This is a genomic window from Corallococcus sp. BB11-1, from assembly GCF_026626625.1.
GTDB classification, from domain to species: Bacteria; Myxococcota; Myxococcia; order Myxococcales; family Myxococcaceae; genus Corallococcus; species Corallococcus soli.
In genome coordinates this window covers 82,947-104,056 of sequence record NZ_JAPNJY010000023.1, presented here as the reverse complement: position 1 = coordinate 104,056, position 21,110 = coordinate 82,947, and the positions used below count along the sequence as shown (strand labels likewise).

At 71.2% G+C, this 21,110-nt stretch carries 22 protein-coding genes; 11 read left to right on the top strand and 11 right to left on the bottom strand.

Translation table 11 applies throughout. The features are described 5' to 3' along the window. The first annotated feature begins 20 nt into the window (after positions 1-20). Genes OV207_RS18920 through OV207_RS18910 form a run of 3 tightly spaced genes read left to right on the top strand, consistent with a single transcriptional unit; the run spans position 21 to position 2,134 of the window. The gene (locus OV207_RS18920) at positions 21-347 is read left to right on the top strand and encodes a cupin domain-containing protein (RefSeq protein WP_193350066.1); all 327 of its coding nucleotides are present in this window, start codon (positions 21-23) and stop codon (positions 345-347) included. Continuing rightward, positions 344-1,738: a thioredoxin domain-containing protein gene (locus tag OV207_RS18915; protein WP_267556549.1), complete on the top strand. Its 1,395-nt coding sequence runs from the start codon at positions 344-346 to the stop codon at positions 1,736-1,738. Before OV207_RS18920 ends, OV207_RS18915 begins: the two co-directional genes overlap by 4 nt. A gap of 15 nt (positions 1,739-1,753) precedes the next feature. Then, positions 1,754-2,134, top strand: coding sequence for a translation initiation factor (locus OV207_RS18910; RefSeq protein WP_193350064.1), 381 nt, complete (start codon positions 1,754-1,756; stop codon positions 2,132-2,134). A 50-nt stretch (positions 2,135-2,184) separates the two neighbouring features. Here the strand turns inward: OV207_RS18910 and OV207_RS18905 are convergent, their stop codons facing one another. After that, positions 2,185-3,192: an isocitrate/isopropylmalate dehydrogenase family protein gene (locus tag OV207_RS18905; RefSeq protein ID WP_267556548.1), complete on the bottom strand. Its 1,008-nt coding sequence runs from the start codon at positions 3,190-3,192 to the stop codon at positions 2,185-2,187. A gap of 177 nt (positions 3,193-3,369) precedes the next feature. Here OV207_RS18905 and OV207_RS18900 point away from each other — a divergent pair, with 177 nt between their 5' ends. Then, a complete protein-coding gene (locus OV207_RS18900) occupies positions 3,370-3,975 on the top strand; it encodes a hypothetical protein (protein ID WP_267556547.1) in 606 nt (201 codons plus the stop codon). A gap of 18 nt (positions 3,976-3,993) precedes the next feature. Here OV207_RS18900 and OV207_RS18895 read toward each other — a convergent pair whose 3' ends face one another. Beyond that, on the bottom strand, positions 3,994-4,782 hold the full coding sequence (locus OV207_RS18895) for a DUF2270 domain-containing protein (protein WP_267556546.1): 789 nt from the start codon (positions 4,780-4,782) through the stop codon (positions 3,994-3,996). A gap of 176 nt (positions 4,783-4,958) precedes the next feature. Between OV207_RS18895 and OV207_RS18890 the strand changes: the two genes are divergently transcribed. From OV207_RS18890 to OV207_RS18875, 4 genes are read left to right on the top strand one after another with little or no spacing between them, the layout of a single operon-like run. Continuing rightward, complete coding sequence (locus OV207_RS18890) at positions 4,959-7,001, top strand: hybrid sensor histidine kinase/response regulator (protein ID WP_267556545.1); 2,043 nt, start codon at positions 4,959-4,961, stop codon at positions 6,999-7,001. A 58-nt stretch (positions 7,002-7,059) separates the two neighbouring features. Further along, a complete protein-coding gene (locus OV207_RS18885; RefSeq protein ID WP_267553615.1) occupies positions 7,060-7,611 on the top strand; it encodes a winged helix-turn-helix domain-containing protein in 552 nt (183 codons plus the stop codon). After that, complete coding sequence (locus OV207_RS18880) at positions 7,509-8,105, top strand: transposase (RefSeq protein WP_267553613.1); 597 nt, start codon at positions 7,509-7,511, stop codon at positions 8,103-8,105. Before OV207_RS18885 ends, OV207_RS18880 begins: the two co-directional genes overlap by 103 nt. 24 nt (positions 8,106-8,129) lie before the next feature. After that, on the top strand, positions 8,130-9,383 hold the full coding sequence (locus tag OV207_RS18875; RefSeq protein WP_267556646.1) for a tetratricopeptide repeat protein: 1,254 nt from the start codon (positions 8,130-8,132) through the stop codon (positions 9,381-9,383). A 34-nt stretch (positions 9,384-9,417) separates the two neighbouring features. Here OV207_RS18875 and OV207_RS18870 read toward each other — a convergent pair whose 3' ends face one another. Continuing rightward, entirely contained in the window at positions 9,418-10,032 is a 615-nt protein-coding gene (locus OV207_RS18870) for a DUF4230 domain-containing protein (RefSeq protein WP_267556544.1), read from the bottom strand. A 69-nt stretch (positions 10,033-10,101) separates the two neighbouring features. On the opposite strand from OV207_RS18870, the gene OV207_RS18865 reads away from it, so the two are divergent. Beyond that, on the top strand, positions 10,102-10,734 hold the full coding sequence (locus OV207_RS18865) for a 2OG-Fe(II) oxygenase (RefSeq protein ID WP_267556543.1): 633 nt from the start codon (positions 10,102-10,104) through the stop codon (positions 10,732-10,734). Here OV207_RS18865 and OV207_RS18860 read toward each other — a convergent pair. Then, the gene (locus tag OV207_RS18860; RefSeq protein WP_267556542.1) at positions 10,716-11,261 is read right to left on the bottom strand and encodes a hypothetical protein; all 546 of its coding nucleotides are present in this window, start codon (positions 11,259-11,261) and stop codon (positions 10,716-10,718) included. The genes OV207_RS18865 and OV207_RS18860 overlap by 19 nt on opposite strands. A 271-nt stretch (positions 11,262-11,532) precedes the next feature. Here OV207_RS18860 and OV207_RS18855 point away from each other — a divergent pair, with 271 nt between their 5' ends. Further along, positions 11,533-12,237 carry a hypothetical protein gene (locus OV207_RS18855; protein WP_267556541.1) on the top strand — a complete coding sequence of 235 codons (705 nt, stop codon included), beginning with the start codon at positions 11,533-11,535 and terminating at the stop codon, positions 12,235-12,237. Positions 12,238-12,332: 95 nt separating this feature from the next. On the opposite strand, the gene OV207_RS18850 is transcribed toward OV207_RS18855, so the two are convergent. Beyond that, positions 12,333-13,850, bottom strand: a complete 1,518-nt coding sequence (locus OV207_RS18850; protein ID WP_267556540.1) for a hypothetical protein — start codon at positions 13,848-13,850, stop codon at positions 12,333-12,335. A 186-nt stretch (positions 13,851-14,036) separates the two neighbouring features. On the opposite strand from OV207_RS18850, the gene OV207_RS18845 reads away from it, so the two are divergent. Continuing rightward, complete coding sequence (locus OV207_RS18845; RefSeq protein WP_267556539.1) at positions 14,037-14,783, top strand: hypothetical protein; 747 nt, start codon at positions 14,037-14,039, stop codon at positions 14,781-14,783. Between the two features lie 45 nt (positions 14,784-14,828). Here the strand turns inward: OV207_RS18845 and OV207_RS18840 are convergent, their stop codons facing one another. The 6 genes from OV207_RS18840 to OV207_RS18815 form a co-directional block, all read right to left on the bottom strand. Continuing rightward, complete coding sequence (locus OV207_RS18840) at positions 14,829-15,386, bottom strand: helix-turn-helix domain-containing protein (protein ID WP_193429044.1); 558 nt, start codon at positions 15,384-15,386, stop codon at positions 14,829-14,831. Positions 15,387-15,468: 82 nt separating this feature from the next. After that, positions 15,469-16,692 carry a zinc-dependent alcohol dehydrogenase gene (locus OV207_RS18835; RefSeq protein WP_267556538.1) on the bottom strand — a complete coding sequence of 408 codons (1,224 nt, stop codon included), beginning with the start codon at positions 16,690-16,692 and terminating at the stop codon, positions 15,469-15,471. A 157-nt stretch (positions 16,693-16,849) separates the two neighbouring features. Then, a complete protein-coding gene (locus tag OV207_RS18830) occupies positions 16,850-18,370 on the bottom strand; it encodes a Ppx/GppA phosphatase family protein (protein WP_267556537.1) in 1,521 nt (506 codons plus the stop codon). Positions 18,371-18,516: 146 nt separating this feature from the next. Further along, positions 18,517-19,098, bottom strand: a complete 582-nt coding sequence (locus tag OV207_RS18825; RefSeq protein ID WP_193429041.1) for a hypothetical protein — start codon at positions 19,096-19,098, stop codon at positions 18,517-18,519. An 87-nt stretch (positions 19,099-19,185) separates the two neighbouring features. Next, positions 19,186-20,103 carry a DUF3396 domain-containing protein gene (locus OV207_RS18820; RefSeq protein ID WP_267556536.1) on the bottom strand — a complete coding sequence of 306 codons (918 nt, stop codon included), beginning with the start codon at positions 20,101-20,103 and terminating at the stop codon, positions 19,186-19,188. Next, positions 20,100-20,900, bottom strand: coding sequence for a hypothetical protein (locus OV207_RS18815; RefSeq protein WP_267556535.1), 801 nt, complete (start codon positions 20,898-20,900; stop codon positions 20,100-20,102). The genes OV207_RS18820 and OV207_RS18815 overlap by 4 nt, the downstream gene beginning before the upstream one ends. Positions 20,901-21,110: the final 210 nt, after the last annotated feature.

Here is a 21,110-nt window from a genome sequence, read left to right as displayed (position 1 = left end):
GCGAAGGAGCGATTGCCACGATGGATGTGAAGCAGCTTGCGGCCTTCCAGGGGTTCTCCCTGGAGAAGCTCCAGAAGCACACCGTCTTCCAGTCCGGTCGCTTCTTCCTCGACGTCTACTGTCTGGCCCCGGGCCAGGCGCAGAAGCCCCACCGGCATGCCACGTCCGACAAGGTGTACGTCGTGTTGGACGGAAGCTGCCGCTTCCGCATCGGCGATGAGGAAGCGACGCACGGCCCCGGTTCCACCCTTTTCGCCCCCGCGGGCTCCGAACACGGCGTCGTCAACGACGGCCCGGACAACGCCCGCCTCCTCGTCCTGATGACCCCGCCTCCGGAGCACGCATGAGCAAGAAGGCCTCGACCCCGGCCGCCCCCGTCCCCACCCGTGGCGCCCTGGCGCTGCTGGTCCTGGGCATCCTCACCAGCGGGCTCGCCATCTACCAGTGGATGGAGCTGCTCACGCTGCGCGCGGGCGGATCCACCAGCTGCGGCATCAGCGAACAGGTCAACTGCGAGACCGTCTGGAACTCGGACTTCGCCAGCGCCGTGCACGACACGCTCGGCATCCCCATCGCCGGCCTGGGGCTCGTGTGGGGGCTCGCCGCGGTGGGCCTCTGCGCGCTGTACCTCGCGTGGGCGAAGGCGAAGCGCTCCGTGCGCCCGGCCACCAACGGCCTGCGCCTGCTGGCCGTCGCGGGCATCGTCTCCGTCATCGTCTTCGCGGCCGTCAGCGCCCAGGTGGGCGTGATGTGCCCCACGTGCATGGGCACCTATGCGCTGGTGCTCGCCTTCGCGGGCGTCGCCTGGCGAGGCCTCCCCGGTCCCCTGATGCCCCAGGCGGGCGAGTGGGGCGATGCGCTCAAGTGGACGGTGGGCATCTCCGCCGTCGCCTTCGTCGCCATGCAGATGCCCGGCCGCGCCACCCCGCATGCGCAGAAGGCCGGCGCCTTCGTGCCGGGCTCGGCGGCCCCGGAGAAGGTCACCTACGGGGACGAGGTGGAGCCCCCGCCCGTGACGCCGCCGACGCTGGAGGCCTACCTGGCGAGCCTGCCCCAGGAGCAGAAGCAGTCCCTGTCCAACGCGCTCGCGGTGTACCGGGCCGGAACGCCGCAGCCCGCCGCCTACCCCGCGCGCCACATCTACGGTCCGGAGGACGCGCCCGTGAAGGTGGTGGAGTGGACCGACAGCAAGTGCCCCCACTGCAAGACGCTGGTGGAGGAGCTGGCGTACATCAAGCGCGCCTCGCCCGAGGGCAAGCTGTCCGTGGAGGCCCGCCACTTCCCGCTGGATGGCGCGTGCAACCCGGCCATCCCGCGCCGGGGCCCGGACGCGCCCAGCGTGCGGTGTGAGGCCGCCAAGGCGCAGGTGTGCCTGGAGGGCGCGAAGGACTTCTGGAAGCTGCGCGAGCGGCTGTTCGCCGCCCAGGCCTTCCTGAGCACGGACAAGGTGATGGAGATCGCCACGTCCGGCTCCGTGGCGCGCCCGCAGCTGGAGGCGTGCATGAGCGACCCCCAGACGCTGGGCAAGCTGCGCCAGGACGTCGAGTACGCCATGAAGTTCGACATCCGGGGCACGCCGCTGGTGCTGTTGAACGGCCGGATGGTGCCGCCGTCCGCGCCGCTCATCTATTCGCTGGTGCTGGCCAATGGGGACGCCAACGCCGCCCCCTTCATCACGCTGCCGCCCCCGCGCGCGCCGTCCGCGCAGAGCGGTCACGAGGGCCACGCCCACCCGTAGGAGTCACCGCACGCCATGGGCAAGCGCGACAAGAAGGACGAGGCCCCGGCGTCCCCGGGGCCCTTCAACAACCCCTTCGCCGCCCTGTCCGCGCAGCGGGAGGCGCTCCCCGTGGGGCCGCCTCCGCCCGCGCCGAAGGCGAAGCCCGAACCCAGGGGCCCCGCGCGCGCCGTCGTGCGCATGGAGCGCAAGGGCCGGGGGGGCAAGGAGGTCACCGTGGTGGAGCAGCTGGGGCTGCCCGCGGCCCAGCTCGACACCTGGCTCAAGGCGCTCAAGGGCGGCCTGGGCTGCGGCGGCGTGGTGGAGGAGGACGCGCTGGTGTTGCAGGGCGACCAGCGCGAACGGCTCCCCGCGCTCCTGGAAGCGCGGGGCGTCCGCAAGGTCATCATCGGGTGAAGTGCCAGACAGGGGTGGAGGGCTGCTCCACCCCGGGACCGCCGCGCTGACTACAGCGCGGCGATGATGGCGTCGGTGAACTCGCGCGTGGTGGCGCTGCCGCCCAGGTCGCCGGTGCGCACCTTCGCGTCGCCGCCGTAGACCTTCTGGATGGCGCCCTGCATGCGGCGGGCTTCGTCCTTCAGCTCCAGCCACTCCAGCATCATCACCGCGGACATCATCAGCGCGGTGGGGTTCGCGATGCCCTTGCCCGCGATGTCCGGGGCGGTGCCGTGCACGGCCTCGAAGACGGCGGTGCGCTCACCGATGTTGGCGCCCGGCACCATGCCCAGGCCGCCGACGAGCCCCGCGCACAGGTCGCTGACGATGTCGCCGTACAGGTTCTCCGTCACCATCACGTCGAACCGGGTCGGGTCCTTCACCAACTGCATGCAGAGGTTGTCGACGATGACCTCGTCGTACGTGATTTCGGGGAACTCGCGGCCGACCTTGCGGCAGCAGTCCAGGAAGAGGCCGTCCGACAGCTTCATGATGTTCGCCTTGTGGATGGCGGACACCCGCTTGCGGCCGTTCTTCCGGGCGTAGTCGAAGGCGAAGCGCGCGATGCGCGTGGACGCCTTCTCCGTGATGATCTTCAGCGCCTCCACGACGCCCGGCACGACGATGTGCTCCAGGCCGGCGTACAGGTCCTCGGTGTTCTCACGCACGACGACGAGGTCGACGTTCTCGTAGCGCGTCTTGACGTTGGGGACGCTCTTCACCGGGCGCAGGGACGAGTACAGGTCCAGCCGCTTGCGCAGGCCGACGTTCGCGGACGGCAGGCCGCCGCCGACGACGGTGCCGGTGGGGCCCTTGAGGGCGACGCCGCTCTTGAGGACCGCTTCCACTGTTTCGTGCGGCAGGTTGGTGCCGAACTTGGCCACGACCTCCGCGCCGGCGTCCTTGAACTCGAACTCCAGGGGGACCTTGAGCGCTTCGAGGACGCGAATGGTGGCCGCCGAGACCTCGGGACCGATGCCGTCGCCGTTGATGACCGTCACAGTGCGCGTATTCGCCATGGGGCGGTTCACACCACAATTCCGGGGGGGCCGGAAGGACGAAAACAGCCACGTTTCACCCAGGGACATGGCCCCCATCAGCCGCAGGGTGTCCCAGGCCCTGCCCGTCCGGGGTGTGGGGGAAGGGCCGCCCGTGGCAGGCTGGCGCCCTGGCTCTCGCGGCGGGGTGTGAAGAAGATGAGCGGCAAGCGGTTTCCGGTCGGCCTGATGCTGGCGGGCATGTGGCTTTCGGCCTTCGTGCTCGTGGGAGGCTTCTTCCTGTTGCGCCCCATCCTCAACCCGCCGGAGCCGCCGGGTGACATCCCCAGCCCGACGCTGGCGGACCTGCTCAACGCGAGCGTGGACGAAGAGCTGCGGCAGATGAATCCCATGTGGTCTCCCGGACTGATTCCGGAGGCGGCCGCGAACGCCCGGACGTTCCTGGGCGAGCTGCGCGAGGTGGTGGTGCGTTGCGAGAAGGGGTCCTGGTCCTACGGCGACAAGTACAACGCCGTGAAGTACGACCTGCTGTTCGTGGATGGCCGGAAGCTGGAGGGCGCCGCGTCGGGCTCGCGGTGTGGCTCCAACCCGCTCATCCTCCGCGCCACCTTCCAGGACGGCCGGGTCGTCCAGGTCACGACGGATGGGCGTGAGCGCGCCTGGCCCGTGGAGCGGGCCCGGGGCCGCGTGGCGGAGTTCGGGGAGCGGGTGCTCCGCGTGGACTGGAGCCTCCACCGGGCGCGCTACTTCCCTCCCACGCCGCCAGAGCCGACGCAGGAAGACATCGCGAAGCAGTGGAAGTGAGCCGCGGTGGGCCGGCCCTCAGTGGTCGAAAGGCGACGAGGGGCGGGACTGCGTGGGGCGGCTGGTCGCCGCGCGACGCGGGCGCTTGCGCCGCTGGATGGCGTAGGGCCGGTAGAAGGTCTCCCACATCGCGGCGCGGCGGCCCCGGGGGCGCGTGCGCAGCTCGCCCAGGGGCGCCCGGATGAAGAAGGACGCGATGAAGAAGTAGGCCGCCGCCAACGTAATCAACAACAGGATCCCCATCACCATGGGCCCGGGGATCCAGGCCACGTGGGCCCGCTCCGTGAAGTCGTCGAAGTCGCGGGGCGGCCGCGGGTGGCTGTAGACCTTGAAGAACCACGTCACCAACAGGACGATGAGGATGGGGCCATACGCGCGGTTGAGCCGCGTGGCGATGGCCGACCCCAGCGACAGTTGGATCTGCGGCCGGGACATCTCCACCGCCAGCTCCCGCAGGGCGTCTGGATCCACCGGCTCGCGCCGCAGCATCGGCGCCCACCAGCCGTCCTCCAGCAGGCGCACCCGGCGGTTCCACAGGTCGTAGTAGCGGTAGCGGCGCGCCTCGATGAGCAGGAAGGACACCACCATCCAGATGCCCACCAGGAAGGTGACGTGTGAGCTCTCCGGCGTCGCGAAGCCGAAGGAGATGACGGCCGCCGTCGTGGTGAGCGCCCAGTTGGTGGTGGTGTCCAGGCGCGTGCGCCACGTGTCGGAGCGGCTCAGCTCCCCACGGAAGAGCTGTGCCATGGCCTGCTGGGAGACCACGGGCTGCTCCAGATCATTCTGCCTGCGCTCTTTCACGCTCATCCGTGCCTGGGAAGGTGGGGATGACCGGCCCCATCAGCCAGGGCTGCCCGGCAGGCTGGCCCTCGGGACCCGCCGCGGGCCCCGCCGGGTGTGTGCGAGCGGACATTCGCGTGGGGCCCCTCCGGGGGGGCCGGGTGGCTGGACGCCTGGAGCGTGCGCATCGTCCGCCCTTGAGCGTGCCTTCCGATACCGCCATCAGCGCCCTGTCCGGCCTGCTCTCCGACGAGGGCGAGCGCATCACGCGCCTGTGGGCCAAGCGCGTGCGCGCGGAGACCTACGAGGTGGAGGTCCCGGGCCGGGATCTGCGAGCGCCCCTGCACCACCTGCTGGACGAGCTTGCCCGCCTGCTCCGCGACCGGGGTGAGGACGCCATCCGGCTGTGGCCGGAGGTGGTGCGCTCGCACGGGGCCTTCCGGTACGACCAGAACTTCGAACCCGAGGACCTGACGCGCGAGTTCAAGTCGCTCCAGGAGGTGCTGCTCTACGTCTACGCGCGCCGCAACGGGGGCGTCATCGACGCGGACGTCGCGGAGCTGGTGTCGGAGCTGGTGTGGGAGGCGGACGCCTCCGCGCAGGCGTCCTACGCGCGGGTGCTCAAGACGGAGGAGGTCCGCTTCCGCGAGGCCGCGGTGATGGAGTCGGTGCTCAACCACGTGGAGGTGGGCATCCTGCTGGCGGAGACGGACGGCATGGTGTCCTTCGCCTCGCCGCCGGTGAGCCGGCTGATGGGCGTGCCCATGCGCGCGGTGGTGGGGGCGCGGGCCGCCACCTCCCTGGCGCCCGTGCTGACGCAGGTCAACGCCCGCCACCCCACGGGAGAGCCCTTCCGCGTGCAGGACATGCCGTTCCTGCGCGCGCTGCGCGAGAAGGGGCCGGTGCGCGGCGTGATGATGGTGGTGGAGCGCCCCGGCGGCAGCGACGCCACGCTGGAGATGAGCGCCACGCCGGTGTGGGAGGAGGACCAGGTCCTGGCCGGCGTCATCCAGACCTTCAGTGACCGGACCGAAGCGGCGGTGAAGACCAAGGCGCTGGAGAGCGCCCACGGCGAGGTGCGCAGGCTCCAGGGGCAGCTGCTGCGGCGCACGCGGCAGCAGGCGCTGGGACAACTGGCGAGCGGCGCCGCGCACGCGCTCAATAACTTCCTCAACGTGCTGCGGCTGCGCATCACGCTGCTGCAGCGCGAGTACAAGCCGGAGCACGTGGAGGCGCTGGACAAGACGGTGGGCCAGATTGGCGAGCTGGTGTCGCGGCTGCAGGAGTTCAGCGTGCAGCGCACCGAGGAGCGCCTGGCCAACGTGCCGGTGGACCAGACGGTGCGCGAGGCGCTGGAGCTGGCGCGGGGCGAGCTGGAGCAGCGCGAGCACCCCGTGCACACGGAGCTGGACCTGGGCTTCCCGTGGGGCGTGAAGGCGGACGCGGGCTTCTTCCGCGAGCTCATCGTCAACCTGCTGCTGTCGGCGAGGGACCGCATGGACGGCGGCGGCACGCTCCAGGTCCGCACCCGGCCGGAGGGGGAGGGGTGGCTGGCGCTGCACCTGGAGGACGGCGGGCCGCCCTACGCGGTGGAGGAGCTGGCGCGGCTGTTCGACCCGCTGCGCAGGGATCCAGGCGCGCCGCAGTTCTCGTTGTTCCTGGCGGTGGCGCGCACGCAGGTGCAGCGCTGGGGGGGCGAGCTGACGGTGGAGAACCGGCGGGACGGCTCGGGCGCGAGCTTCGTCGTGCGGCTGCCGCGCTTCAGTGACACCTCGCAGGGCGCGGCGGCGCCGCCCCCGCTGCCCCCGTCCCTGGCCCCGGGAGGCGTGCCGCGCCTGACCCGGCCCGCGCGCCGCGTGCTGGTGGTGGATGACGACCTGGACAACGCGCGGATGATGGCCGAGGTGCTGGGCGAGGAGGGCTACGACGTGCAGGTGGCGCACAGCCCGGACGTGGCGCTGCGCATCTGGGAGAAGCAGCCCTTCGACGCGGCGCTGCTGGACGCGGTGATGCCGGAGATGACCGGCTGGGAGCTGGCGCGGGAGCTGCGGCAGCGCTCGCCCCAGACGCTGCTGGCCATCGTCACCGGCGCCGACGTGCGCGGGCAGAACCGCGCGAGCCTGGCGTTGGTGGACGCGGTGTTCCGCAAGCCCATCGACGTGGGGGCCCTGGACGAGTTCCTCACGCAGACCCGGAGCGAGGAGGAGCCCGCCGAAGGGCTGGGCGCTCCGGACGCGGGCCACTAACCCCCTTCAGGGAAGTCGGGTAAGGGGCTACCGGTTACGTCATGGAGAGGTGGCGTCCATGGCGTGGCAGCCAAAGCACTGGACGGCGCAGCAGCTTGAGGAGCGGCGGCTTGCAGCCGGACAACTCCTGCGACGGGGGCACCTGTCGCAGGCGGAGGTGGCGCGCCGTGTGGGTGTCAGCGAGGCCTCCGTCAGTCGTTGGGCGCGGCGACTGCACGAGGCAGGCGGCAGTCCACGCGGGTTGAAGGCGAGGCCGCGCACGGGCCGGCCGTCGAAGTTGAGTTCGGGGGAATGGCGGCAGGTGGCGGAGCTGGTAGGGGCAGGGGCGCGCACCTGCGGTTTCCCTACCGAGCGCTGGACGCTGACGCGAGTGGCGCACCTCATCCACCGCACGTTCGCAGTGCGCTACCACCCCAACTACCTGGCCGAGCGCCTTCACCGGCTGGGTTTGAGTCCGCAGCAGCCCCGCACGCGAGCCAAGGAGCGTAACGATGCGTTGGTGGAGGCATGGCTGAAGCGCGACTGGCCCCGCATCAAAAGGGGGCTCGAAGAAGCGGGCGGGCCATTGCCTTCGTGGACGAGACAGGTAGTTCGTTTCGGGCCCGCGTAGCGTCTACCTGGGCGCCCGTCGGGCATCCGCCCACCTTGCGCCGTCGTGACAAGCGGCGCGAAGTCTCCAGCATCGTCGCCCTCGTTGCTCCGTACGGCCGCAGGCCGGCGCGCCTGTATTCGCGCCACCGAGAGGGCAGCTTCACCAGCCAGGACATCATCGCGGCCCTGCGCTACTTCCGCGGGAAGGTGGGCCGTCCTCTCACCATCGTGTGGGACGGCCTCAACCAGCACCACAGTGCCGAGACGCTCGACTTCGTCGCCCGCCACCCCGAGGACTTCCGCCTTGAGCGGCTGCCAGGCTACGCGCCAGACCTCAATCCCGAGGAGGGCTGCAACGGCGTGGTGAAGGCCGAGCTGCGCAATGCCACGCCCGACTCTGTCGTCGAGCTGCGCGCCCAGGCACGCGCTTCATTCGTGCGCCTGGGCCACCGCCACGACGTTCTCGCCGCCTTCTTCCTTCACGCTGGCTTGCGCCTTACCGGACTTCCCTGAAGGGGGTTAGAGTCCCCGCGCGTGATGCCCCTGGCGGAACTGGAGCGCCTGCGCCGCAAGGTGGAGGCGGGAGACGTGCTCAGCGACGCGGAACTGGACGCGCTGCGCGCCGAGGCCGCGCAGCGTCCCGGTGCCACGCTGCGCCTCACCGTGGCGCATGCGCTGGTCAACGCGGACGCGGAGCGTGAAGCCCTGCCGCTGATGCAGGCCCTGCGGCGCGACTTTCCCCGGGACCTCCAGGTGCGCCTGGGGCTCGCGCGCGCGCTGCTGGGCCTGGAGCGGCACCGCGACGCGGAGGCCGAGCTGCGGGAGGCCCTCGTGCTGAGTCCCGGCGACCCGGAGGCCTTGAAGGTGCTGGCCGTGCTCGCGCTGCGCCAGGGCGAGGCCGAGCGCGCCCGCGCCTACGTGGCGGAGGCGGTGGCGCGGGACCCCTTCGACGCGGAGGCGAAGCTGCTGCGCGCGGAGCTGGAGGCCGCGGACCTGCCGCCCGCTCCGAAGCCCGAGGAGCAGGTGCTGCGGCCGGAGTTCACCGCCGCGCTCACCGCCGCGCTGGGCCGCGCGGGCGTGGGTTTCCGGCGTCAGGGCAGGGACCTGCTGGTGAAGCTGGCGTCGGGCGGCGTGGGCCGCGTGGACGTGGGCTCGCTGTATGCGGCGTACCGCAAGGCACCGGGAGCCCAGGGGCTCACCGCGCACGCGGAGGCGCTGGCGGCGCGGCTGGGCGGCCTGTCCTCCGGCGTGGGGCCGGCGGGCGTGGCGCTGGACACGGTGCGGCCGGTGTTGCGGCCGGTGGGCTTCGTGGCGGGGACCCAGGGCGCGCTGTTCCGGACGGGCCCGGCGGAGCTGGAGGTCTACTACGTGCTGGAGGACGCGGAGTTCGTGCGCTACCTGCCCGCCAGCGCGCTGGCGGGCTCAGGGCTCACGCTCGAAGCGGTGGACGCGGCGGCGTGGCGCAACCTGGAGGCGCATCCCGGGGACGTGCGGCCCGTCGTCATCGACCAGGGCGAGGTGCGGCTGGCGGAGGCGTTCTCCGGCGTATGGGCCGTGACGGGCGGCGACGGACATGACGGAGCGCGGCTGCTCACGAAGTCCCAGCGGCGCTGGGTTGAAGCCGCCACGGGCGGAGGTCGCCTGCGCGTGAGCCTGGGCCTGCGCGAGGTGGCGCTGCTGTGCCGGGATTCGGACGCGGAGTCCGTGCAGGTGCTCACTTCGCTGGGACATGCACCGGACGGCGTGCCGGGGCTGTTCCTGCTGGAAGGCGATTCGCTGCGGTCGGCGTGAGACGGCAACGGGCGCGCACGCGTCCCGGCCCGAGTCAGCCCGCCGTCCCCAGGGGCAGGGTCTCCACGAAGCGCACCTCGCGGAAGCCCAGCGTGAGCAGCAGTCCCCGGAGGGAGCGCTCCGCGGACTGCCGGGCCTTGTCCTTCAATCGCGCGTCCTCCCGCACCTCGCGCTCGAAGGCGAGCCGGGCCTTCTCCAGGAGCTGCGCCGTCTGGGCGCTGTCCAGGTTGGAGTCGATGACTTCCGTCTCCCCCGGCCGCAGCGCCACCGTCACCACCATGGGGGGCAGCAGCACGTCCACGCGCGTGCCGGTGGCGTGCAGGTGGCTTGCGTCGAAGCGCTGGAAGTCGAAGCCCAGGTGGGCGTCCGCGAAGACGATGGCGCGCCCGTGCGGGTTCTTCAGCGTGTAGCTGGCCCAGAGCAGCACGTCCTTCCACAGGGCGTCGGTGGCCTGGGGCTCCGGCGTGAAGACGACCTTCTTGTAGAGGGCCACGTCCAGCGTCTCCAGCCGCGCCACCTCCCGCATCTGCTCCACCACCACGGCCGTGTCCGGCTGCCGGAAGGACGCCGGACGCAAGAGCAGCCACGCGACCAGCGCGCCCAGGGCGGCGGCGGCGAGGACGGAGAGGACTCGCGAGAGGTTCGCCATGCCCCCAGTCTACCCGCTTCCTTCGGAGGGGCGTCCTGGGGCAGCGTGCCGGTCAGGGCTCCTGGCGGGTTGCTGGAGCCCGCAGGCCAGGGAGGCCGGGTGGACCTGACGGACGCGGAGGTGGAGGCGCTGGGCTCGCACGGCTACTTCGTGCGCGACGCCTTCCTGGGTGAGACCCGCGCCCTCGCGGTGCGGGACGCCGCGCTGGCTCGCGTGCACGCAGGGACGCTCCGGCCCGCGGGCATCCGGCGCGGCGCGGACCACGCGCTCGACACCTCCGTGCGCGGGGACCACATCGAATGGGTGCTGCCCGGCGCGGACGCTGCGCTGGAAGCGCTGTGGGGCCCCTTCCGCGCGCTGGGCGAAGCGGTGTCCTCCCGCGCGTACCTGGGCCTGGGCCGCTTCGACGTGCAGCTTGCCTGCTACCCCGGCGGCGGTGCGCACTACGCCCGCCACCGGGATGCGTTCCCGGGCCAGTCCAACCGGCGCCTCACCGCCATCTGGTACGCCAACGCCGGCTGGACGCCCGCGGACGGCGGCATGCTGCGCCTCCACCCGGAGGACACCGGCGCCCCGCTGGACGTGGCGCCCGTGCTGGACCGGCTGGTGGTGTTCCTGAGCGAGAGGCTGGAGCACGAGGTGCTGCCCGCGCACGCGCGGCGCCTGGCCCTCACCGCGTGGTTCTACGGACGGGGGCCGTAGCCCGCGTCGAACGAAGGACCCGGGCCCGCGTCGTATGAAGGACCCGGACCCGCGTCGTAGGCGGAGCCTCCGTCCGAACCGTACCTGCCCTCCAGCACGCCGATGATGTGGATGCTCCCGGTGCCGGAGTTCGGGCAGTTCTCCGGGATGCGCATCAGGGTGATCTGCACCGGCGACACCGGTCCGGTGTAGACGTTCACGTACGTGGAGCCGGCGTACACAGCCCTCCCCGCCGCGTTGTAGGCCGTCACGCCCACCCTCCGGTCGAGCCCCGAGGGGACGTTGCTCACCCCGCCCTCGATGTAGCCGTTCCCGACATACAGGGCCACCGGTCCAATGGTGGGGAAGTCGTCGCCCCACACGTGCGCCTGCGCGGACACGACGCCGCACGCATCGCCGCTCAAGGAGATGCGCATCTCCACGGCTTCGGTGCCCTGCGGCTCCTGCTCGCTCCCCTCGGGCTCGCAGGCCGTTCCCAACAGCGCACAGCTCAATCCCAACACGACTCCCCAGCCGGCTCGCTTCATCGTCCCTCCCTGGTGGCGCATGGACCGCGCCTTCTCCAGACACGCTCGCCCGCCCGCTTGGGACATCCCTTTCTTCAAGACGCTCCGGCGCCCCCGCGCGGCAACAGCCCTGCTGGATGACGACCCGTGCCCGCCTGCCCTCCGGCCAGACTGGGTTTTCACGCCCTATTCCAGGCGGGACGGCGGCGCCGGGAGCGCCCGCACCGCCTGTTCCCCGGCCAGGGAGTGCCTACGTTGCCCAACAGTCATCTTCGTACGGGGGTTCAAGATCATGTTCCAGAACAGGACGAAGCGTCATTGGGTGATGGGGTTGGCCATGGGGGCGTCGATGGTGTTCCTCGCGGGCTGCGGCGGCTCGAAGGCCGCCCGTGTGGATGACGCGATGATGGCGCGGGTCCCCGAGGATCAGCTGGGAGACGTGCGTGAGGCGCAGCTCGCCCGCACGAAGGCCGCCGACAACGTGACGCGCGCGGAGGTGGCCGTGCGTGACGCGGAGCGCGCCGCGGAGGTCGCCCGCCGCAACGGGGACGCCGCGAAGAGCCGCGTGGACGCGGAGAAGGCCGGCGTGAGCGCCGCGGAGGCCACGGGCCAGTCCAGCCCCATCGCGCAGGCCAGATCCAAGCTCCAGGGCGCCGAGGCGGGACGCGCCGCGGCCGAGGCCCAGGTCGCCTGGCATGACCGGCAGATTGAGACGCGCAAGGCGGAGAAGAACCTGCGCGACGCCGAGCTGAACGTGGCGGACGCGGAGCTGAACCTGGCCCAGTTCAAGGCCTTGGAGAGCACCGGCGACGTCCGCGCCAAGGACATGTCGGAGGCCAACTTCATGTCCGCGGTGGCGGAGGCCAAGCGCGACGTGGAGGACTCGCGCCGCCGCGTGGACGAGCAGAAGCGCGTGGAGAAGGACGCCCGCGCCCAGTGGGAGCGCCTGCGCTCGGAGACCCCGCAGGCCTTCGGCGGCAGCGGCTCCGCGGACTGACGCTCGCGCCCTTGCGCGTGACGTCCTGAAGCGCTGAGAAGAGCAACAGGCCCCTCGCGCCTTCCGGGTGCGAGGGGCCTGTCTGTCTTGAAGCGCTACTCCACCCGCAGCGTGGCGGTGTCCACCAGGTCGCGCTGGAGGGTGAGCCACAGGCTCTTGCCCGCGGTGTCCACCGACGCGAAGTAGTCCGTGTCCGCCGTGAGGGCCAGGCCGTTGAGCGTCACCGACTTCGGTGCGCTGGTGGCGGTGTAGCCGTGCACCACCACCATCGGGTGCACGAGGGGGCGGCCCCCGATGTCGAACTTCAGCGTCGCGCGGTTGGAGGCCGCGTCCGCTTCCCAGGTGGCATAGACGGGGTTGTAGCCCGCGACGTCATACGCCACCGTGTCGGTGCGCCCCACGCCGCCCGGGCCGCGCGTGCGCACGGTGCCTTCGGTGGCGGTGAGCTTCACGCCCTGCCACGTCTCCACCTCCGACGCGAGCGACAGCACCGGGTTGGACGCGTGCGTGCCCAGCACCATGAAGACCGAATAGCTCTGGTACGGGTGGCCGGAGAGCATCGCGTCGTCCCCCATCCGGGGGTACTGCGTCCTGCCCACCGCGCCGAAGTTGCTGCCCCACGCGAGGCGGTGGGAGTTGGTGACGGAGGGCAGCTCGTACTGGTTGAGCTGGTAGGGCCAGTTGTAGGCCACGGGCATGGGGCCGGCCTCGTGGCGCGTGTTCCACTCCGGATACAGCCAATAGCCGCCCGCGGGCTTCTGCTGCCACGTCTGGGTCTGCACGACGCCCATCTCCGCGTCCGGCGCCGCGGTCCACATGCGCGTGTAGGGCACCACGTTGGGCTCGCGGTAGTCCCAGCCGCTGTTCATCGTCACCGGCGAGTTCAGCGTGACGAAGCGGTGCTTGTCGCCCCAGCCCAGGCCGGCGATGTCCGTGTTGGCGTTGTCGTCGAAGGCCAGGTCGCCGTAGGGCGAGCGCACGTCGGCTTCAATCTGGTCCGCCGGGAAGCCGGAGGCGTCGTGGGTGATGGCGTAGAGCGGGTGGTCGCGGCCGGTGGCGAACAGGTACTGCACCGTCACCTGCACCACGTTCCCATCCAGCGACAGCGGCCACTTCAGCTCATGCAGCGCGTGGTGCGCGCCCTTGAAGAGGACGCGCCCGGTGCCGCGCACGTCCTGGGTCCAGGCACCCCACGTCTTGCCCTCCTTCAGGTGGCTGGTCACCACGCCCCAGCCGGGCACCTGCGCGCTCTGCCCGTCGCAGGTGCGCTGGGCCCCGGCGACCTCATACGTGTAGCGGCGGATGTAGCCGCCATTCCATCCGGCGGGATCCGCCGCGTCGTTGCGCACCAGCGACACCGAACGCACGCGGCAATCGCTATCGCGCCAGACGTAGCGGTCCGTCTTGAAGTCGTTCAGGTCCTTGGCGCACTGCAACCGCACCGGCGCGCACGCACCGCTGGCCGGGTCGGTGGAGGGCACGTCCGTCGCGCAGGCCTCCGCGACGTCACCGGGAACCTCGTCACCCGGGCGCACCTCCTTGCCGCCACAGGACGACAGCGCCATTGCGAAGAGGGCCACGGCGCCGCGTGCGAAGGGAGGGGAGGTCTTCATTCCGGAGGTCATGGTCGGTCCCTTGGAGGAGTGCCTGGGCCTCCTGCCACCCTCACCCCGGGTGATGCAAGTCTCCACTCCGAGCCCCTGCCCGTTTCATTGCGCACCTCAGCGAGCAGGCAGACGGGCTCCCGACGGCACGACGGGGAAGCCCTGGAGCGTCAGGAGCATGCGCATCCTTGGGGAATGGTGGATGCGTGGCGGCGTGCGGCGGTGGGGTTGCTGGGCCTCGTGTCGCTGCCCGCGCTCGCGGCGGACGGGGTGCAGGGGCGGGTGCAGGAGTTCTTCCTCGGCGACGGGGCCGCGCCCTCGCAGAAGCGACAGGTCCAACTGGGCACGGGCCTGGATTGGACGCGACAGGAGGGCACGACGCGCTTCGAACTGCCGGTGTTCGCCGAGTATGGAATCAGTGACCGCGTGCAGGTGGAGGCGGCGGTGGCGCTGACGACGCCGGAGGATCCGCGCGGGCTGGACGCCGCGGAGGCCGGCGTGGGCTGGGCGCTCGTCAATGATGGACGGCGCGGCTTCACGCTCAGCGTGGGCCTGGACCTGCTGGCCACGCGCGACCGGGTGGATGAGCGCTTCCGTCCGGGCTTCGAACCGTACCTGCTGGCGTATCAGGACGTGGGGCCCCTGGGCTTCAACCTCCAGCTCAAGGCGGAGGCGCTTCCCGGTGTGCGCGGGCTGGGCGGGGAGCTCCATCCGGACTTCGCGGCCGGCGCGGTGCTGGAGCTGGGGCCGCTGCGGCCCACGGTGGAGGCGGCGTGGTGTGACGAGGACGGCACCTCCACGGTGGTGCTGGCGCCGGGCCTGCTGGCGCATCCGGTGCAATCGCTGGAGCTGGGCGTGGCGGTGCCGTGGCATCTCCACGCGGGCGGAGCGCGCGACGTGGGCGTGATGGGGATGCTCATCTGGCAGGGCGGTGGGACGTAGCGGCGGGCCGCCCATGCCTCGCGCCCCGCCTGGCTTCGCGGGGCGTCAGAGTGACGGGGTGAGCAGCACGACGGAGTAGCCCACCGCGGTGCGCGTCCCCGGGTTCTCGTATGAGTGCTTCTGGTCGCCCCGGAAGACGACGACGTCGCCCACTTCGAGCACGAAGCGCTCGCCGCTGGCCACCAGCGCGAGCGTGCCGGACTCACAGGCCAGGTACTCGCGGGTGCCGGGCGTGTGGGGCACGCCGGTGATGCGCGCTTGCGGCGGCAGCTCCAGCCGGTCGAACTCCATGCCGGGGAGCGGGTCGGGCAGGAGCTTGCGCAGGAAGGCGGCGCCACGCTGGCGCGTCGGCAGGCTGTCGCGGCGGTAGTGCCGGGCGCTCGCCTTGGGACGGGCCAGCAATTCCTCCAGCGACACCTGGAGCGCTCCCGCCACCCGGTGCAGCACGGAGAGGGTGGGGTTGGCCGCGCCGGATTCCATGTGCGCCCAGGTGGCCCGGGGCACGCCGGCCAGCTTCGCGAGCTGCACCTGCGTGGCCCCACGCGTCTCACGCAGGGTCCGCAGGTTGCGCGCCAGTCGGCCGGCAAGGTCCTCGTCGCTCATGCGCCGGCATTCTGCCAACCCATTGGCGGTGTTGCCATCCCGTCGGAGCAGCCACACCGCGCTGCTCCAGGCCCCCGCGCCGTCACTGGACGGTGGCGCCGGGCTCCAGCTCCACCTTCACCCAGCCCGGCTTGCGCAAGTCGAAGTTGCGGTAGGCGTCGATGGCGGAGGCCATGGACTTCACGTGGCTCAGGATGGCGGTGGGGTCCACGGTGCCGGAGCGCACCAGCTCCAGCAGGCGCGGGATGTACTTGCGGTGGTTGCAGTTGCCCATGCGCAGGGTGAGGTTCTTGTTCATCGCGTCGCCAATGGGGAACGCGTTCATCGTCTGCGGGTACACGCCGATGATGGACAGCGTCCCGGCCTTGGCCAGCGACTGCACCGCCCACTGCGCGGCCTGCGACGGCCCGTCGCCCGGCACCCAGTTGTCGCCGTCCGGCTTCGTCTTGGGGGCGACCATGGCCACCTCGCGCTTGAACTCGGGCTTCTCCGCCTTGGCCTTCTTCGCGGCGGGGCCGTGGTGCGCGTGCATGGCGTCCACGCCCACCGCGTCGATGGCGCGGTCCACGCCGATGCCCGCGGTGAAGCGCTTGAGCGTCTCCACGGGGTCTTCCTCCTCGAAGTTGATGACCTCCGCGCCCTGCATGCGCGCCAGCTCCAGCCGGTCCTCGTGGCAGTCGATGGCGAACACGCGGCCGGCGCCCATCAGCTTCGCGCTCACGATGGCGAACAGGCCCACGGGGCCGCAGCCGTACACGGCCACGGTGTCACCGGGTTTGATCTCCGCCATCTCCGCGCCGAAGTAGCCGGTGGGGAAGATGTCGGAGACGAGGATGGCCTGGTCGTCGGTGACGCCGTCGGGCACCTTCACCATGGTGACGTGCGCGAACGGGATGCGCGCCTTCTCCGACTGGAGGCCGTCGAAGGGGCCCGTCATGCCGGGGCCGCCGAAGAAGGCGGTGCCCGCGGCGGGGCCGTTGGGGTTGGCGTCGTTGCACTGGGAATAGTAGCCGGCCCGGCAGTAGGAGCAGTTGCCGCACGCGATGGTGGAGCAGATGACCACGCGGTCGCCCACGTTGAAGTTGCGCACGTCCTCGCCCAGCTCCTCGATGACGCCCACGCCTTCATGGCCCAGCACGGTGCCGGGCTTCATGCCGGCCATGGTGCCGCGAATCATGTGCAGGTCGGTGCCGCAGATGGCGCTGGCCGTGAGCCGGACGACGGCGTCCGTGGGGTCCTTGAGCTTCGGCTCCGGGACGTCGTCCAGCCGGATGTCGCCAATGCCATGGAATACGACGGCCTTCATGGTGCGCTCCTTGCCCGCCCGGGGCCTTGAATGACGAAACAGCCCCCGGTGCGCGCCGCGCACGGGACCTGTTGTCACTGGAGGTGGCCACGGCGATGTGGCCGGGCAAAACCCGCCCAGCTCCCCTCTCTGGGGGACAGGCAGGGAAGAGGGAGCCCTAGCGCCCGGCCGAGTGCACCTGGAAGGCGAGCCGCTTGCCGAAGACCTTGCGGAAGGGGAGCACCTCCCGCTCCGCGTTCCACAGCTCCAGGTCCAGCGGCTGCTTCGCGTGCAGGTGCAGCGTCACGATGTCGCGGCCGTGCGTGACCTTGAAGTCGCGGATGGGCTGGTGGTGGCTGTGGTCCAGCGCGTTCGCCAGCCGCAGCAGCGTGGCCAGCTTGCGCACGCGGCGCGCTTCGGACGGGGTGAGGCCCGCCATGCCGGAGTGGGACAGCTCCGGCTGCGAGCGCCGGTGGTAGCGGGCGACGCGCGCGATGATCTCCCGCTCGCGGTCCGCGAGCCCGGGGATGTCCGCGTTGTGGATGAGGTAGTACGTGTGCCGGTGGTGACGCTCGTGGCTGACCGCCGTGCCGATGTCGTGCAGCAGCGCGGCGACCTCCAGGTGGGGGCGCACGGAGAGGGGCAGCTGGTGCAGCGCGGCCAGCCCGTCGAAGAGGGCCAGGGACATGCGGGCCACCTGGCGTGCGTGCTTCTCGTCGAAGAAGAAGCGCTGCCCGATGGCGAGCGCCGCGTCCGCGAGGCTGTGGTCGTCGCGCGTCTCGTCCTGGCGGTAGAGCAGGTCCACCAGCAGGCCGTCGCGCAGGCCCCGGTTGACGACGTTGATGGACTCCACGCCCAGGTGGCGCGCGACGCCCTCCAGGATGACGGCGCCGGCGACGATGATGTCCGCGCGGCGCGGGTCGAAGCGCTTGCGGCGGCGCTCCGGCGGCATCGCGGCCAGCGTCTCCACGGACTGGGTGAGCTGGCGCACGGTGGCGTTGCCGCCGTTGTCGTTGACGGCGTAGCCCACCACGGCCTGGATGGTGCCGGAGGAGCCCAGCGCCACGCGGGGCAGCGGCGGGAGCTGTTCGGGCAGCGTCTTGTGGAGCACCTCGTTGACGAAGCCGCGCATCAGCCGCAGCTGCTTGGGCGTCACCTTGCGGGAGGTGTCGAACACCTCCGTCAGGCGCACGGAGCCCAGCGAGAGGCTCCACAGGTCGTCGGGCTTCTCCCCGGTGGCGATGGCCACCTCCGTGCTGCCCCCGCCGATGTCCACGAGCAGGGAGCGGGCGTTGAGGGGCTTCCTGTGCAGCACGCCCAGGCAGATGAGGCGGGCCTCCTCCTTGCCGCTGACGACCTCCAGGTCCAGGCCCGCTTCCTCGTGCACGCGGCGCACGATGTCCTGGCGGTTGCGCGCCTCGCGCAGGGCGCTGGTGGCGACGGCGCGCACCTGGGCCTTGTGGCGGCGGCAGAGCGCGGCGTAGCGGCGCAGGGTGGACAGGAGGCGGTCGGCGGTCTCCGGGGACATCTCGCCGGTGGTGAAGACGCCCTCGCCGGGGCGGATGGGGTCGCGCTCCTGGTGGAGGGTTTCGAGCGAGCCGTCGACGTCGGGCCGGGCCAGCTCCAGGCGCACGGCGTTGGTGCCCACATCGATGGCGGCGAGGACGGGAGGCGGCGTGGGGCGGGCGGAAGGGGCCATGGGCTCGCGGGCTGAACGCTCGGGCGGGGCGCGGTCCTTCCGGGCCGCGCCCCCTCCGGGTGGGGGGCGTTCCTAGCGTAGCCGTGTGACGGCCGTATGGCGCTTGCGAAGAAGCGGGGAGGGGAGCGCTTCCTGCGCGCGAGGCGTCAGGAGGGAGAGGCGATGCCGGTGGAGCTGTCGGCCCGGATCCGGCGCGAGCGCTCGCGCAGGTCGCGCCAGGCGGCTTCGTACTCCTCGCGGGCCTCCTTCCAGGCCGCACCGCGCGCGCGGCCCAGGTGCAGCAGCAGGCTGCGGGTGTTCAGGAGATCGCGCTTCATGAAATCAATCTCCTGGCGGGTGAGGAGCGAGTCCTCGGCGGTGGTGCGTGCATGGGCGGCCTCCCACTGGTCCATCTGGGCGCCCAGGTTGCGCAGCTCGGCTTCACGCTCACGGCGGTAGGCCGTGCGCAGCTGGTCCCACTGGAGGCCGGCGCGGTCGAGGTGATCCATGAACCGGGTGCGGGCCTTCTCCGCGGCGGTCTTCACCCGGTGCCAGTCCTGCTGCTCCGCGTGGCGCAGGGCCTGGACCTCGCGTTGGAAGTCGTCGCTGCGCTCCTTGGCGCCGGTGATGAGGTCCAGCTCGTCCTCGCTCTCCGCGAGGTCCGACTGCGCTTCGAGCTCCTGGAAGCGCGCGGTCGCTTCACGCTGTTCGGCTTCCATCTTCTGGATGTAGGCGTCCCGTTCCGTCATGTCATTCCCCCATGGCAGATTCGACGGACACAGCATGGGAATGCGCGCCCGGGGGTGCACGGACAGGGGGAACAGGAGACGGAGCGCTCAGTCGAGGAAGCGGCGCTGCCAGCTTCGCCGGTCGGTGATGAGGGGACTCTGCTCCGCGGCAGGGCCAGGGGGCGTCTGGAAGAGCCAGGGCTCCAGGACGCGGGCGAGCTCCCGGCAGGCGGGGAGTGTCTGGCCTTGTTCGGTGTCACCGGCCTCCGGTGCCGGGCCCAGGGTGACGACGGCGCGCTCAGGGCCCAGCGCCTGCACGGTGGTGTCCGGGGAACGAAGACGGGCGCGAAGGGCTTCGGCGCCTCCCAGCTCCGCGAGCACGGGCGGCCCCAGGAAGGTCATCCAGGAGGGGCCTCGGACGCGGGTTCCCAGTTCCATGGCCAGGGTGCTGAGTGTGGACACATCCATTCCTGGATGACGCAGGCTCCGCGCAGCGATCTCATCGCGGATGCCCAGGACGTCGAGCTGGCATTGAAAGGAAGGTCCTGCCTGACCGGAGGAGAAGGGAAGGTCCATTGCCAGGGCCAGCGCCAACTCACGCACGCTGTCCGGACCCCGCTCGTCCATGAACTCGGAGGGGAGCCAGAAGCCCAGGGAGCTGATCACCGACGGGCTGTAGACCCGCGCGGGGTTGCCAAGGTCCTTGCCGTGGTACTCGAAGCGATAGCGCATCGCTCCGCTCTCAGCGTCGCTCAGCACCACGTTGGAAAAGCCCTCGGCGTGCAGTTCATGTCGCGCGGCGCGCCACCCCTTGTCATCCAGCGCCGCCCACTCACCTTCCTCGGTGGCGTACCAGCCCAGGGCATCCCTGCCCACGGTCTCCAGATAGAGGTCCAGGGCCTTCTGGACGACATGCGGCAGCCGTGAGTGCGGTTGGGGCATGTGGAAGTGGATGCGCAATCCCTCGCGGATGAGCAGGGTTCCATTTTGTGAGTACACCCGGATCCGGGGAAGGTGTTGGCTCATGGTGAAACGACTCCCATCCGGGGCATGACACGCAAGGGACCTTCGAGGAGGCGCAGGGCCTCCCTGTAGAGCTGGTCCTGATACTCACCCTCGTAGGGGTGTCCTCGGGGATACCTGCGCCATGGGGGCGCTGTCTCCCCATTCACGCACGGGAATTTGAAGTCATAGACGGACTGGGCTTGAAGCGGGTTGCCCTCGTGGATGACGACGTCGGGAACGAGGGTGCCCTTGAGCTCGGCGCCGCGCCCCTGACGAAGCAGGGCATTCACTTCCTCCTGCGTGAGGTGGGTCGTTCTGGGAGTCCCCCGGTCGTACCGGTACGTGGGCTCCAGGCTGAACCTCCCTGGAATCACGGCGTCGAGCCGCTGCCGTGCGCACTCCAATGCGAACTGGTGCATGGAGGTTCCCCATTTCATGGCCCGTGTCACGGCTTCTCCGCGAGAGTTGAATTCGACCACCTCGCTGCACTCCTCCCGCGTCGGGCTCTTGCCTCCGTGCTGTTGAACCAGGACCTCCGAGCGGGCGTCGTCCGCGCACTGCTTCAGCACCTCCTCCACCGCCCGCCGGGTGTCCTCGTCCAGCATCGCCCGGGCCCCCGCAACCACCACGGCCACCTGCACCGCGCGAGGCACCGGGATCACCGCATCTGCCCCCGCGCACAGCGAAGGGGAGTGCCGACAGCCGTTCGTCGCGCTGTCCGCGGTCTGCGCGAGGCTCGCCGAGCCTCTTCGCGGGCCCGCGCAGGCGCCCAGCCCCACCGCCACCAGCACCCACCACCCTCCCCGAAGTCCCAGCACCCTGTCTCCCAGTCCGTGTCCGCCCGGCCCATCCTGCCAGCCCGGCCAGGGCAGGTAGGCCCCCTGGCGTGAGACAGCGACACCGCGTCTTTCCATCACACCTGTGCGATTGCACCCGGCCGGAGGGGCCCATCGACGCATGGGGCGTGAGTCGCTACCCTTCGGCCCCGTGAGCGTCGCCGAGCCGAAGACCGAGAAAGCCGTTCGTCA

Bases quoted from the DNA above. Each gene is read 5' to 3' on its own strand.
- OV207_RS18920 (WP_193350066.1), top strand. From the start codon at position 21: ATGGATGTGAAGCAGCTTGCGGCCTTCCAGGGGTTCTCCCTGGAGAAG.
- OV207_RS18915 (WP_267556549.1), top strand. From the start codon at position 344: ATGAGCAAGAAGGCCTCGACCCCGGCCGCCCCCGTCCCCACCCGTGGC.
- OV207_RS18910 (WP_193350064.1), top strand. From the start codon at position 1,754: ATGGGCAAGCGCGACAAGAAGGACGAGGCCCCGGCGTCCCCGGGGCCC.
- OV207_RS18905 (WP_267556548.1), bottom strand. From the start codon at position 3,192: ATGGCGAATACGCGCACTGTGACGGTCATCAACGGCGACGGCATCGGT.
- OV207_RS18900 (WP_267556547.1), top strand. From the start codon at position 3,370: ATGAGCGGCAAGCGGTTTCCGGTCGGCCTGATGCTGGCGGGCATGTGG.
- OV207_RS18895 (WP_267556546.1), bottom strand. From the start codon at position 4,782: ATGAGCGTGAAAGAGCGCAGGCAGAATGATCTGGAGCAGCCCGTGGTC.
- OV207_RS18885 (WP_267553615.1), top strand. From the start codon at position 7,060: ATGGCGTGGCAGCCAAAGCACTGGACGGCGCAGCAGCTTGAGGAGCGG.
- OV207_RS18880 (WP_267553613.1), top strand. From the start codon at position 7,509: ATGGCTGAAGCGCGACTGGCCCCGCATCAAAAGGGGGCTCGAAGAAGC.
- OV207_RS18875 (WP_267556646.1), top strand. From the start codon at position 8,130: ATGCCCCTGGCGGAACTGGAGCGCCTGCGCCGCAAGGTGGAGGCGGGA.
- OV207_RS18870 (WP_267556544.1), bottom strand. From the start codon at position 10,032: ATGGCGAACCTCTCGCGAGTCCTCTCCGTCCTCGCCGCCGCCGCCCTG.
- OV207_RS18860 (WP_267556542.1), bottom strand. From the start codon at position 11,261: ATGAAGCGAGCCGGCTGGGGAGTCGTGTTGGGATTGAGCTGTGCGCTG.
- OV207_RS18855 (WP_267556541.1), top strand. From the start codon at position 11,533: ATGTTCCAGAACAGGACGAAGCGTCATTGGGTGATGGGGTTGGCCATG.
- OV207_RS18850 (WP_267556540.1), bottom strand. From the start codon at position 13,850: ATGAAGACCTCCCCTCCCTTCGCACGCGGCGCCGTGGCCCTCTTCGCA.
- OV207_RS18845 (WP_267556539.1), top strand. From the start codon at position 14,037: ATGGTGGATGCGTGGCGGCGTGCGGCGGTGGGGTTGCTGGGCCTCGTG.
- OV207_RS18840 (WP_193429044.1), bottom strand. From the start codon at position 15,386: ATGAGCGACGAGGACCTTGCCGGCCGACTGGCGCGCAACCTGCGGACC.
- OV207_RS18835 (WP_267556538.1), bottom strand. From the start codon at position 16,692: ATGAAGGCCGTCGTATTCCATGGCATTGGCGACATCCGGCTGGACGAC.
- OV207_RS18830 (WP_267556537.1), bottom strand. From the start codon at position 18,370: ATGGCCCCTTCCGCCCGCCCCACGCCGCCTCCCGTCCTCGCCGCCATC.
- OV207_RS18825 (WP_193429041.1), bottom strand. From the start codon at position 19,098: ATGACGGAACGGGACGCCTACATCCAGAAGATGGAAGCCGAACAGCGT.
- OV207_RS18820 (WP_267556536.1), bottom strand. From the start codon at position 20,103: ATGAGCCAACACCTTCCCCGGATCCGGGTGTACTCACAAAATGGAACC.